This window comes from Halobellus rufus, assembly GCF_000739575.1.
In the GTDB taxonomy this organism is placed as follows: Archaea; Halobacteriota; Halobacteria; order Halobacteriales; family Haloferacaceae; genus Haloquadratum; species Haloquadratum rufum.
Genome location: NZ_BBJO01000065.1, coordinates 1 through 11,662 on the forward strand (window position 1 = coordinate 1; position 11,662 = coordinate 11,662).

General features: G+C 67.8%; 12 protein-coding genes. 5 read left to right on the top strand and 7 right to left on the bottom strand.

Annotated features, from left to right (window positions below; genetic code table 11):
• The first annotated feature begins 234 nt into the window (after positions 1-234).
• A complete protein-coding gene (locus ACP99_RS17995; protein WP_049987913.1) occupies positions 235-681 on the top strand; it encodes a universal stress protein in 447 nt (148 codons plus the stop codon).
• A gap of 66 nt (positions 682-747) precedes the next feature.
• Here ACP99_RS17995 and ACP99_RS18000 read toward each other — a convergent pair whose 3' ends face one another.
• The 4 genes from ACP99_RS18000 to ACP99_RS18015 all read right to left on the bottom strand — a co-directional run bounded on the left by ACP99_RS18000 (position 748) and on the right by ACP99_RS18015 (position 5,590).
• Entirely contained in the window at positions 748-1,665 is a 918-nt protein-coding gene (locus tag ACP99_RS18000) for a 1,4-dihydroxy-2-naphthoyl-CoA synthase (protein ID WP_049987914.1), read from the bottom strand.
• 54 nt (positions 1,666-1,719) lie between these two features.
• Positions 1,720-3,468 (bottom strand): 2-succinyl-5-enolpyruvyl-6-hydroxy-3-cyclohexene-1-carboxylic-acid synthase, encoded by a 1,749-nt coding sequence (gene menD, locus ACP99_RS18005; protein WP_049987924.1) that lies wholly within the window; start codon positions 3,466-3,468, stop codon positions 1,720-1,722.
• A 98-nt stretch (positions 3,469-3,566) separates the two neighbouring features.
• Positions 3,567-4,922 carry an isochorismate synthase gene (locus ACP99_RS18010; protein ID WP_049987915.1) on the bottom strand — a complete coding sequence of 452 codons (1,356 nt, stop codon included), beginning with the start codon at positions 4,920-4,922 and terminating at the stop codon, positions 3,567-3,569.
• Positions 4,923-4,999: 77 nt separating this feature from the next.
• Positions 5,000-5,590: a sulfite oxidase-like oxidoreductase gene (locus tag ACP99_RS18015; protein WP_049987916.1), complete on the bottom strand. Its 591-nt coding sequence runs from the start codon at positions 5,588-5,590 to the stop codon at positions 5,000-5,002.
• A 282-nt stretch (positions 5,591-5,872) separates the two neighbouring features.
• Between ACP99_RS18015 and ACP99_RS18020 the strand changes: the two genes are divergently transcribed.
• From ACP99_RS18020 to ACP99_RS18030, 3 genes are all read left to right on the top strand, one after another.
• Positions 5,873-6,082, top strand: coding sequence for a ribbon-helix-helix domain-containing protein (locus ACP99_RS18020; RefSeq protein ID WP_049987917.1), 210 nt, complete (start codon positions 5,873-5,875; stop codon positions 6,080-6,082).
• Positions 6,083-6,160: 78 nt separating this feature from the next.
• On the top strand, positions 6,161-6,439 hold the full coding sequence (locus tag ACP99_RS18025) for a UPF0058 family protein (protein ID WP_049987918.1): 279 nt from the start codon (positions 6,161-6,163) through the stop codon (positions 6,437-6,439).
• A 108-nt stretch (positions 6,440-6,547) separates the two neighbouring features.
• Entirely contained in the window at positions 6,548-8,200 is a 1,653-nt protein-coding gene (locus tag ACP99_RS18030; protein WP_049987919.1) for a rhomboid family intramembrane serine protease, read from the top strand.
• A 26-nt stretch (positions 8,201-8,226) separates the two neighbouring features.
• On the opposite strand, the gene ACP99_RS18035 is transcribed toward ACP99_RS18030, so the two are convergent.
• From ACP99_RS18035 to ACP99_RS18045, 3 genes are all read right to left on the bottom strand, one after another.
• Positions 8,227-8,865, bottom strand: a complete 639-nt coding sequence (locus ACP99_RS18035; RefSeq protein WP_049987920.1) for an METTL5 family protein — start codon at positions 8,863-8,865, stop codon at positions 8,227-8,229.
• A 171-nt stretch (positions 8,866-9,036) separates the two neighbouring features.
• A complete protein-coding gene (gene sugE / locus ACP99_RS18040; RefSeq protein WP_049987921.1) occupies positions 9,037-9,360 on the bottom strand; it encodes a quaternary ammonium compound efflux SMR transporter SugE in 324 nt (107 codons plus the stop codon).
• 81 nt (positions 9,361-9,441) lie between these two features.
• Positions 9,442-10,425, bottom strand: coding sequence for a lamin tail domain-containing protein (locus ACP99_RS18045; protein ID WP_049987922.1), 984 nt, complete (start codon positions 10,423-10,425; stop codon positions 9,442-9,444).
• Between the two features lie 108 nt (positions 10,426-10,533).
• Between ACP99_RS18045 and ACP99_RS18050 the strand changes: the two genes are divergently transcribed.
• A complete protein-coding gene (locus ACP99_RS18050) occupies positions 10,534-11,487 on the top strand; it encodes a transcription initiation factor IIB (RefSeq protein ID WP_049987923.1) in 954 nt (317 codons plus the stop codon).
• Positions 11,488-11,662: the final 175 nt, after the last annotated feature.

Sequence of the window (11,662 nt, forward strand, 5' to 3'; positions counted from 1 at the left end):
ACCGAGAGCGATAGGTTCGCAGGAATTGGCTTACGGCTTTTTCACAATTACTGAACTGAAATTAACTGCGTCTGAATCGCGTTCCGACGCCCTCGGCTAAAGTATAGCAACAGTACTCCCTCAAGTGAGCGTGGGCGGACAATCGCCTCTGTGAATGCATAATCGAACGATTCTCACACCGCCCGTTTGCAGACACGGCCGCCTAACAAAGCCCACCGAAACGAACGGTTCCGTATGCCGACCCACGTACTGGTACCGTACAACGGTACTCCGCTCTCGAAGGACGCGCTCCGCTACGCCTGTGCGGAGTTCGGTTCCGCGACGATCACGACGCTTTTCGTCGTCGACAAGGCCACGGACGACACCGCAGCGATCGGGTGGGGCGACCATCCGGGGCTGTGGGAGGAGTGGCTCGAAGAGCGGAAGTCACACGCGCAGGAACTGTTCGCGGAGGCCGAAACGATCGCCGAGGAGTACGACATCTCGATTCAAACGGGCGTCGCCGTCGGCCCCGTCGCCCCGATGATCGTCGAGGCGGCCGAGGAGTACGGTGCCGACCTGATCGTCGTCGGCGCGCACGGGCAGTCCCGACTTGAGGAGTTGCTGCTCGGCGATGTCGCCCGACGGCTGGTCCGTCGCTCGCCGATTCCGGTCACGACGATTCGGGAGTCGACCGAGTGAGAAACCTGCGGTGAAACGTCGACGTGCGTAGCGCGGCATTCTCCGCGAGCGAGGGCCTTTTCCCCTCTAGTAGTGCCAGGGGAACTGCGAGAAGTCCGGGTCGCGCTTCTCCAAGAAGGCGTCGCGTCCCTCCTGTGCTTCCTCGGTCATATACGCAAGTCGCGTCGCCTCTCCCGAGAAGACCTGTTGGCCGACGAGGCCGTCGTCTGTCATATTGAACGCGTACTTCAACATTCGTATCGCGGTAGGTGATTTATCGGTGATCTCGTCGGCCCACGTGAGGGCGACGTCTTCGAGTTCGGAATGCGGTATCGCCTCGTTCGCCATCCCCATCTCGACGGCCTCCTCGGCGGAGTAGGTCTTCCCGCGGAAGAACACCTCCCGGGCCTTCTTTTGGCCGATCTGCTTCGCGAGATACGCCGAACCGAACCCGCCGTCGAAGGACGCGACGTCGGGGTCCGTCTGGAGGAACTTCGCGTGCTCCTCGGAGGCGAGCGTCAGATCGCAGACGACGTGCAGGGAGTGGCCGCCGCCGACGGCCCATCCCGGGACGACGGCGATCACCGGCTTGGGCATAAATCGGATGAGACGCTGGACTTCCAAGATGTGCAGTCGACCGGCCTTCGCCTCGCGGACCAGCGGGTCGTCGGCCTCGTCGGCCTCGTCGTCGGCGCGGTACTCGTACCCCGAATCGCCGCGGACCGACTGGTCGCCCCCGGCGCAGAACGCCCAGCCCCCGTCCTTCGGCGAGGGGCCGTTTCCAGTCAGGAGCACGCAGCCGACGTCCGCGCGTTTGCGTGCGTCGTCGAGGGCGGCGTACAGTTCGTCGACCGTGCCGGGACGGAAGGCGTTCCGTTTCTCGGGACGATCGAAGGCGATCCGCACCGCTGGCACGTCCGCCGCGCGGTGGTACGTCACGTCGTCGAAGGCGTCGGCGCCGTCGACCTGCTCCCAGCGCGTCGAATCGAAGAGGTCCGAGACCATATCGGATGCGCGCCCGGAATCCGCAAAAAGATTCGTTTCGGCGTCGCGGTCGACTCAGGTCGTCGAATCGAGGACTCGATCGACGGCGACGTTTCGGAGTTCCGAGCGGACTTCGTGACTCGCTTCGGCGTCCGTCCGTACCTCGATGACGTGCGATCCGTCGCTCGCCGTCGCCTCGGTGTAGGCGTCGTGGAATGCGTCGCGGTCACCGCCCGCGACCCGGGCGAACGAGAGGTCGTACAGGTCCTCGGTCGCCCCGAAATCGAGGCCGTGGGGTGTGACGAACTGCGAGGTGAAGGGCGGGTCGAAGGCCTCGATCGGCAGCATGTGGAAGATCCCGCCGCCGTCGTTGTTGACGAGGACGACCGTGGCCTCGACGTCGCAGCGGCCCAGCGCCAAGAGACCGTTCATATCGTGGTAGTAGGCGAGATCGCCCGTGACGAGCGTCAACTCGTCCGTCGTCGCCGATCCGGCACCCAGCGCCGTCGAGACGATACCGTCGATCCCCGACGCCCCGCGGTTGCCGAGCGCGGTGAGAGAGGTCGTCGTCGGCGCGCCGAACCGATCGAGGTCTCTGACCGGCATCGAGTTCGAGACGAAAAGCGTCGAGGGGTCGGGAGCGAGGTCGACGACGTCCGCGAGGATTCGCCCCTCACAGAACCCCGCGGCGTCTCCGACCGCGTCACGGTGGGCCGCGTCGGCCGCGGTCCAGCGGTCCCGCCACGACTGACTCCCCGGCCCCGCGAGGAGGCGCGAGAGCCGCCCCAGCAAGCGAGAGGGATCGGCGACGACGAGGTCGCTCGCGGCGAACTCCGCCTCGCGCCACCCGGCCGCCGGGTCGACGACGTACTGCCGCGCGTCGACGGCCGCGAGGTACTTCCGGAGGGGCTTGGAGGTCGGCGAGGCCCCGACGCGGACGACGACGTCCGGGTCCGGCCACGCCTCGCGGACTCGTTCGCCGAGGTAGCCGTCGTAGCCGCCGACGACGGGCGTCGTGCGGACGAGACCGCCGTACCGAACGCCCGAGAGCGGGTCGGCGACCACGGGGAACCCGCTGGCGTGTGCGAACGCCGCGACGGCTTCTGGATCGACACCGGGGGCGTCGTTCGGGCCGACGACGAGCAGGCCGCGCGGTTCCGAGAGTTCCTCCGTGAGCGTTCGGAGCGCGTCGTCGTCGAGTTCCGGGACGCCCGCGGTCGCGTCGACGAACGGGCGGTCGCCGCCGTCTCGACCGTCGCGCGCGAGCGACGGCAGATCCGTGGGAACGTCGCCCTCGACGGGCGTCGGTTCGAGCGGCTTCCGGAACGGGAAGTTGAGGTGGACCGGTCCCGCTGGCGTGCCGGTCGCCCTCGCGAGCGCTCGGGCGGCGGTCGTTCGGAGCGAACGGAGCTTTCGGGGCGTCGCCTCCGGTTCGGCGACGTCGCGGTACCAGCGCACGGCGTCGCCGTAGAGCTTCTCCTGGTCTATCGTCTGGTTCGCCCCGGAGTCTCTGATCTCGGGGGGTCGATCGGCCGTCAGGAGCAGCATCGGGACGCGCGATTGCGACGCCTCGATGACCGCGGGGTGGTAGTTCGCGGCCGCCGTCCCCGACGTGCAGACGAGCGGCGTGACCTGGCCCGTCCGCCGGGCCCGGCCGAGCGCGAAGTACGCCGAGGAGCGCTCGTCGAGGTGCGAGAGGACGTGGACGTCCTCGTGGCGGTCGAACGCGACTGTCAGCGGCGTCGAGCGACTGCCCGGCGAGACGCACACGGCGTCGACGCCGGCGGCGGCGAGTTCGTCGACGAACGCGCGAGCCCAGAGCATGTTGCGGTTGGGGTCGCCACCGCGATTCGACCCGGGATCAGCGATCGGATCCCGAGCGGTGTCCGTCCGGTCTGTGTCGTCAGAGGGAGTGTGGTCTGTCATTCCTCGGTCCGTTCGAGTTCGTCGAGGATCGGTCGGTACTTCAGTTGTACCTCGTCCCACTCGCGGTCTGGGTCGGAGTCGGCGACGATACCGACCCCCGCGAACAGGGTGGCGGTGTCGCCGCGGGCGACCGCCGAGCGGAGCGCCACGGCGAACGTTCCGTACCCCGCCGCGTCGATCCAGCCGACGGGGGCGGCGTACCAGCCGCGGTCGAACGGCTCCGTCTCGCGGATCGTCTCCAGCGCCTTCTCCGGCGGCAGGCCGCCGACCGCGGGCGTGGGGTGGAGCGCCTCGACGAGCGAGAGCACGTGTTCGTCGCTGTCGAGCGTCGCCGTGATCGGCGTCCAGAGGTGCTGTACCGTCGCGAGCCGTTTGATTCGTCGGGTGCCGGCGCTGACCGTCCCAGCGAACGGCGACAGCTGAGCCTGGATCGTCTCGGCGACCAGTTCGTGCTCGTGGGCGTTCTTCTCGTCGCGCGCGAGCTCCTGAGCCAGCCACTCGTCCTCGGCTGGCGTCTCCCCGCGGCCGGTCGTCCCCGCGAGCGCGTCGGTCTCGACGGTCCGCCCCCGAAGCGAGACCAGCCGCTCGGGCGTCGCGCCGAAGAAGGACGACTGCGGCCGCGACGCCGCGGGGTCGGGTTCGACGAGGAAGCGGTAGCACTCTGGGTACGTCTCGCCCAGTCGGGAGAGCACATCCGGCAGCGAGAGCTCGCCGGCGAGGTCGACGTCGAGCGCCTGCGCGAGCACGACCTTCCGGAGCTCCCCCGACCGGATCCGCGAGACAGCGGCTTCGACCCCGCTTCGCCAGTCTTCCCGGGCGGTGGTCCGCCGACGGGCGCTGACGCCGGGCGGATCGACCGCCCGTTCCTCGGCCGGAAGCGATTCGATCCGCTCGCGCTCCTCCTCCAGGCGGGCTTCGACGGCTTCCGGATCGGCGTCCGGGCCGACGGCGTTCACCGTCAGCCAGGCGCGCTCGTCGGTCCAGGTGACCTGCACGCGCGGGAAGACGAACCGAGCGCCGGGGAAGTCCTCCCACGGCGACCCCGAGACGCCGCCGGCGTGGAAGGCGAACCCGCCGAACAGTCGGGGGCGGGCGGCCTCGGTTCCCGCGTGGACGTCACCGGAGGCGAAGAGCGATTCCGCGGCCGTCCGGATCGACGCGAACCGGTCCGGCCCGTCGGCGGTCAGCGTCGCCGCGGCGCCGCTCCCGACGACGGTCGCCTCTCCGGAGGCGCTCCAGACGGTCCGGGGCGCGTCGGCCTCGCGGAGGACGGCGCGAAACGACGGTTCGGCGATGGGGACCGATCGGCTGACGAGGTCGTTCTCGGCCGTATCGGTCCGCAGCGATTCCATTACCCGATCTCCGGACGCCACGCTCTTTTATTTGACTATAGCGTCGTGGAGATCGAATCGACGGCGGGCGTCGGTCCCTACCCGTATCGCTCCTCGTTCCACGGGTTCGCCGACGCCGAGTAGCCCCGCCGCTCCCAGTATCCGCGCTCGGTCTCGCTCAGGAACTCGACGCCGTCGACCCACTTCGCCCCCTTGTAGGCGTACTTGTGCGGGGTCACGACGCGGAGCGGCCCGCCGTGTGGCTCCGGTAGCGGGTCGCCGCCCAGTTCGTACGCGAACAGGACGCCCTCCCGAAGGCACTCCGAGAGCGGCAGGTCGGTCGTGTATCCGTCGAGCGCGTGGAACATCACGTGGACCGCGTCGTCCGTGACGCCCGCCCGCTCGGCGATCGTCGAGAACGGCACGCCGGTGAACTCGCAGTCGAAGGTGCTCCAACCGGTGACGCAGTGGAAGTCCTGTCTCTGCGTCGTCGACGGGAGCGCCCGGAACTCGTCGAGATCGAACGACCGGTCTTCCTCGACCGCGCCCCAGACGTCGAACGACCACGTCTCGGCCGTCCAAGACGGCGTCCCGCTCTTCGAGAGCACCGGAAAGTCGTCGGTCTGGTGCTGTCCGGGCGGCAGTCGCTCGTCCCCGTACTCCCGGTAGATGTCTGTGACGTCGTCCACGGACGTACGGTACCGCTCGCGACAGATGACTCATCCGATCCAACGTCGCCGAGTGCGGGAGCCACGGTTCGGTTCGATGGCGGGACGGTGATCGACAACAGTGTCAGCGGACGGACTGCTGTCCCCGGTAATTGATAGGTACGAGATAGTTATAGAGGATACATAAACAATTATACTCTGATTAAGAATAGTACATACGGTTTTCCGAAACTAGATTTTTCTAAACGCTGAATCTCCGCCGCAGGGTTTAAATAATCCCCCTCCAAACCCCCTGATATTCAGATGCCCAAGGTGAACATAAACGTCCCCGAACACCTCGAGATGCAGATCGCACAACTCGTCGACCAAGGCGAGTTCGTCAACCGTGAAGAGGCCATCGAAGAGTTGCTCTCGACGGGGATCCGCGCGTTCAAAACCAGCGGCCCGATGGACGGCGACGACCGCTTCGAGGACGACGGGATGATGGGCCACGAGGACGAGTACGTCTTCTAACGGCCGTTCGCCCACCTCGAAGTTGTGTGACACGATCCACCAATAATCCTTAAATCAGCCTCTCACGTATCCACGTCTATGCACAAAGACGAGCTCTTGGAACTGCACGAACAGATGGTCATCATCCGAGACAACTTCGCCGGTCGCGAGGAGGTCGACGAGAGCATCTTCGAGAAGTACGACAACCTCGACATCGACCCCTCCCACGTTCACAAGTCCAAGAGCGAGCACAAACACGCCGTCTTCGTGCTCGGGAACGCGCTGGCGACCGCGATGAGCGACGACGAGTTCTCGAACGCGGGACGCGTCGGCAAACGGATGGAAGAACTGGCGAAGGACGCCGAAGGCAAACTCTAGGTCGCGACGACCGCCGCTCCGCCGGACGCTTCTCCGCCGACGCCGCTCGGATCCCCCTTGTCGCCGTATCGCGTAGTTTCTTAACCGCTCGTTTACTCCACACGGACGATGGACCCGTTCCCGGTCGACGTCCTCCAACGGGCTGCCGTCGTGGCGGCGCTTCTCACCTCTCTGGCGACGGTTCTGTACCTCGACCGCGCGTCGAGGCTGGGTGCACGGCTCCGCAGACGGTTGCTCCTCGGCGTCCCCTGGGGCACGCTCGTCTCCGCGGGATTCGTGCTCGCGGTCTATCTGTTCTTGCAGGGCGGGTACCAGTACTGGTACTCGCCCGTGACGATCCCGTTTCGGGCGTGGTCGTACTTCTACCCGCTCGGGATGGCGACCGCGGCGTTCTCTCACGGCGGGCCGGGACACCTCGTCGGCAACCTCGTCGGGACGCTGACGCTGGCTCCGCTCGCGGAGTACGCGTGGGGGCACTTCGCGCGCCAACGGGGGTCGCAGTCGTTCGGCTCCCTCCGGACCAACCCGTACGTTCGCGCGTTCGTCCTCTTCCCGGCGGCGGTGCTCGTCGTCGGACTGCTCACTTCGGTGTTCGCGCTGGGTCCGATCATCGGCTTCTCGGGAGTCGTCTTCGCATTCGCGGGCGTCGCGCTCGTCAACTACCCGATCGGGACCGTCGTCGCGCTCGCGGTCGGCGGCGCGCTCCGACTCGTGTACAACGCGCTCTTGACCCCGGTCGTCACCGCGAGCGGTCGCCCGGGCTACATCACGCCGTGGTGGGCGGACATCGCCATTCAGGGTCACGCGCTCGGGCTGCTCATCGGCGTTCTCGTCGGCCTCGCGATCGTCCGCGCGCGGCGGGAGACGGACAGGCCGAGCGCCGGCCGCCTCTGGCTCGGCGCGCTGCTGTTCTCCGTCGAGCAGTCGCTGTGGGCGGTCTACTGGTTCCGCGGCGGCGAGACGTACGTCCTGTACCGGGCCGCCGGCGTCGTCCTCGTCTCGGCGCTGGCGCTCGTCGTGGTCTTCGGGGTCGTCGCCCGCGACGACCCGCTGTTCACGTGGGAGTTTGCCGGCGATAGCGGCGTCGTCCGCAACTGGCAGGTCGCCGCCGGCGTGCTCCTGCTTACGACCGCCGCCCTCGCGGGACCCGCCGTCCCCGCGAACCTCTTTACCGCCGGCGCGGACGACCTCCCGGGCGAGGAACGGACCGTCCGCGACTACGAGGTCACGTACGCCGAGAACGTCGAGAACGGCCTCGTCGCCGCGGTCGACGTCGAGGCGTTCGGCGAGACGACCGCGGTCAACACCTCGGGGGTCATCGTCCGCAGCGAGGAGCGGGGTATCTGGACGACTGCAGTACCGAAAGGCCGACTCGCCTTCGACGGGCAGGCTGCCGTCAGACTCGGCGGCGTGGGCTGGCGCGAGACGGTGTACGCCCAGCGGGACGGCTGGAACGTCCTCGGCAACGGGACCGCCTACCGGGTCGCGCTCGGCGACAGCGAGTCCGGCCGCGTGGTGTACACGTCCGAGCCCGTGACTGCAGCCCCGAGGCTCGCGGATCGGAACGTGACGGTCGTCCCCACCGAGAACGGCTACTTCCTGCGGGTCGGCCGCGAGAACTCCACTCTCAGCGCGGCCGTCCCGTCACAGAACGAGTCGGTGACGGTCGACGGGCTGACCTTCACCCGGAACAACTCGAGCGTCTTCGCCTCGTACGACGGGACCCGATTGGAACTGCTCGCGAAGGAAACGTACGAGTGACGGCCTCCGGTGTCGCTTGTGACCGATCAGTCGCCGCCGTCCCCGGCCCACTCGATGCGGTACACCTCGGCGTCGATCTCCTCGCTGTCGGACTCGTGGAAGTCGAACTGCCGTTCCAAGGCGAGCGTCGCCCGGAACGCGTGCGTCACCTCGCCGCCGCGGTCGGCCGCGAAGGACTCGACGAACTCCTGTGAGCCGCCGTTGTGCACCGAGTAGGAGACGTCCGCGATCGACGCGGCGGTGTCGAGAAAGGCCCTGTCGGCGTGTTCGTTCCCGCGCTGTGCGCCGAACGGCGGGTTCATCAGCACGGTCGTCGGCGCGTCCGGACACAGCGGCGCGCGGGTCGCGTCCGCCTGGATCCAGTCGATCGGCGTCCGCGTGCCGACGCGACGGCGGTTCGCCACGGCCGTGAGGAGCGCCGCCCGGTCGACGTCGACGCCGACGACCCGCGCGGGCCCGCGGAGGGCCGCACCCAGCGCCAACATTCCGGTCCCGGTCCCGAGGTCGACGACGAGCCGGCCCTCGACGTCGCCGTTGAGGTCGGCGACGTGAACGACGTGGGCGGCCAGTTCCGGCGGCGTCGGGTACTGTTCGAGATCCGCCCGCGGGTCCTCGAACCCCGCGACGACTGCCAACTGCGTCTCCAGCGCCGACTTCGTCGCCATCAGAACCGACCCCCTGCCGCGACGGACGCGGCCGCGCTCCCGACACACGGCGACACGACGTTCGGGTTCATCGTGGGTGTATTCCGGGGCAGCATACAAAAACCCGGCTCCCTTCGCGCACCGGTCGTCCCGCGCACCGACGACGATCTGTGCCCGTCGTTTCCACGGCGATCAGTGACCGCCCGACGCGAGGTGCAGGCCGACGATGCCGACGACGATCAGGGAGATGAATCCCATCCGCGCCAGACTCGCGGGCTCGTCGAAGAGTACGACGCCGAGAGAAGCCGTCCCGACGGCCCCGATGCCGGTCCAGACGGCGTAGGCCGTTCCGATCGGGAGGTCCTTGACTGCCTGCGCCAACAGCACCATACTGATCACGAGCGCGACGCCGGTCGCGACGGTCGGCACCGGCTTCGAGAGCCCGTCGGAGTACTCGAGTCCGATCGCCCAACCGATCTCGAAGAGCCCCGCGAGGACGAGGAGGTACCACGACATTCCTGGTTACCCTACCGCGCCGTCCCGGCTATAGTTTCTGTTGTCGATCGAGCGGGCGTCAGTACGACCGGCGAAGAATCGTCAGTACGACCGGCGGAGGACCGTCGACCCGGACGCGTCGCGGACGACGACGACGTCGCCGTCGTTGTTCCAGATCGCGCCGTCAGCCCCCCAGTAGACCGTCGAGTCGGTGTCGCTGCCGGAACCCGTCCGGAGGGTCAGTTCGGCGTCGGGCGCGAGCGTCGTTCCCTCGGCGAACGTGTACTCGTGACCGACCTCGTCGGCGACGGTCCACCCCGAGAGGTCCAGTTCGCGGTCGGCGACGTTGCGGAAGACGACGTACTCGTCGTTCAGGTTCTCGTTGTCGTTGCCCGCGGCGTCCTCGTGGATCTCCTCGACCACGAGCGGTCCGCCGCCGTCCGCGACAGCCGTTCCCGTCGCGGAGGAGTCCGCCGTCGTCACGGCACCCGGGTCGTCGATGCACGACCACAGGCCGCGCCGGGCCTCGCGGGCCTCGGCGGCGGTCCGCTCGTAGCGTTCACGTTCGGTAAAGGTACTCGGGTACACGCGGGCGTGGCCCTCCCGGAGCAGGTCGTGGTTGAACGACTCGCCGTCGACGTAGATGTACGCGAGCAGGCGGCCGTAGTACCCGCGACGATCGGACTCCTCGTCGAAGACGAGCGTGACCGTCTTCCCCTCCAATCGGTCGACTGCGTACGCCGACGCCGCTTCGCCTGCACGGTCGAGACACCGCGCTGCGGCGTCTGTCTCGGGGACGCCCTCGAAGTCCGCCGGGTCGTTCTCCGAGAATATCTCGGGCGTGTCGACGCCCAACAGCCGGACGGTGTCGCGCGACCCGTTCGCGTACGCGACGTGCATCGTGTCGCCGTCGACGACCTCCGTCACCGTCACGCGGGGACCGTCCACCGGCCGGTCGCTACTCGTCGCCGCCGTCGTCGCATCAGCGGCCGACTCCTCCGCCCCTCCGTCGTCTGGTGTCGGTGCGCCAGCGAGACACCCGGCGGAGACGACGAGAAGCGCGACGACGAGAGACCGGAGGCGCATACCACGTGCTCGGGACCCGCGTGCATATACCGATTGCGGGGTTTGGAAGCCGACAAATAATATTTCTGTCAGTAAGTCTTAAATAGACCGTTCACCACAAACCTTATAATGGAACGTTCGCGTCGTCAGCGTCAGCGAGAGCAGGAGACCGAACAGACAGACGACGAACAGGTCGTCTGTCCGGAATGCGAGTCCGAGAACATCGTCACGGACGCGGACCAGGGCGAGTTGGTGTGCGACGACTGCGGGCTGGTGTTAGACGAGCGGCAGATCGACCGCGGACCCGAGTGGCGGGCGTTCAACCACTCCGAGCGGCAGTCGAAGTCCCGCGTGGGCGCGCCGATCACCGAAACGATGCACGACCGCGGGCTGACGACGACGATCGACTGGAAGGACAAAGACGCCTACGGCCGGTCGCTCTCCTCCGAGAAGCGCTCGCAGATGCACCGGCTCCGGAAGTGGCAGGAGCGCATCCGCACGAAGGACGCCGGCGAGCGCAACCTCCAGTTCGCGCTCTCCGAAATCGACCGGATGGCTTCCGCGCTCGGCGTCCCGCGCTCGGTACGGGAGGTCGCCTCCGTCATCTATCGTCGCGCGCTCAACGAGGACCTCATCCGCGGCCGCTCCATCGAGGGCGTCGCCACCTCCGCGCTCTACGCCGCCTGCCGACAGGAGGGCATCCCGCGCTCGCTCGACGAGGTCGCGGAGGTCTCCCGCGTCCCGCAGAAGGAGATCGGGCGGACCTACCGCTACATCTCACAGGAACTCGGGCTGGAACTGAAGCCCGTCGACCCGAAGCAGTTCGTCCCGCGCTTCGCCTCCTCGCTCGGCCTGAGCGAGGAAGTCCAGTCGAAGGCGACCGAGATCATCGACGTCTCCGCAGAGCAGGGCCTGCTGTCGGGCAAGTCGCCGACGGGATTCGCCGCGGCGGCCATCTACGCCGCCTCGCTGCTGTGTAACGAGAAGAAGACCCAGCGGGAGGTCGCCGACGTCGCGCAGGTGACCGAGGTCACGATCCGGAACCGCTATCAGGAGCAGATCGAAGCGATGGGCTTCCGCTGAGCGGCCGGCCGACCAGACGCTGTCGCGACGCGAGTGTTTTTGATCCGCCTTTTCGATTCGCGCCGACAGTCCCGACGCTACGCGTCGTTCGCTCCGGCGACGAACACGACGACCTCGCGGTTCCACAGCGCCAGCCGATACGTCGACGCCGCGTAGTCGGCACCGAGTCGCTCCG

What these genes read in the sequence shown, in the direction of transcription:
- ACP99_RS17995 (WP_049987913.1), top strand. Translation starts at nt 235, where the DNA reads ATGCCGACCCACGTACTGGTACCGTACAACGGTACTCCGCTCTCGAAG.
- ACP99_RS18000 (WP_049987914.1), bottom strand. Translation starts at nt 1,665, where the DNA reads ATGGTCTCGGACCTCTTCGATTCGACGCGCTGGGAGCAGGTCGACGGC.
- menD (WP_049987924.1), bottom strand. Translation starts at nt 3,468, where the DNA reads ATGCTCTGGGCTCGCGCGTTCGTCGACGAACTCGCCGCCGCCGGCGTC.
- ACP99_RS18010 (WP_049987915.1), bottom strand. Translation starts at nt 4,922, where the DNA reads ATGGAATCGCTGCGGACCGATACGGCCGAGAACGACCTCGTCAGCCGA.
- ACP99_RS18020 (WP_049987917.1), top strand. Translation starts at nt 5,873, where the DNA reads ATGCCCAAGGTGAACATAAACGTCCCCGAACACCTCGAGATGCAGATC.
- ACP99_RS18025 (WP_049987918.1), top strand. Translation starts at nt 6,161, where the DNA reads ATGCACAAAGACGAGCTCTTGGAACTGCACGAACAGATGGTCATCATC.
- ACP99_RS18030 (WP_049987919.1), top strand. Translation starts at nt 6,548, where the DNA reads ATGGACCCGTTCCCGGTCGACGTCCTCCAACGGGCTGCCGTCGTGGCG.
- ACP99_RS18035 (WP_049987920.1), bottom strand. Translation starts at nt 8,865, where the DNA reads ATGGCGACGAAGTCGGCGCTGGAGACGCAGTTGGCAGTCGTCGCGGGG.
- sugE (WP_049987921.1), bottom strand. Translation starts at nt 9,360, where the DNA reads ATGTCGTGGTACCTCCTCGTCCTCGCGGGGCTCTTCGAGATCGGTTGG.
- ACP99_RS18045 (WP_049987922.1), bottom strand. Translation starts at nt 10,425, where the DNA reads ATGCGCCTCCGGTCTCTCGTCGTCGCGCTTCTCGTCGTCTCCGCCGGG.
- ACP99_RS18050 (WP_049987923.1), top strand. Translation starts at nt 10,534, where the DNA reads ATGGAACGTTCGCGTCGTCAGCGTCAGCGAGAGCAGGAGACCGAACAG.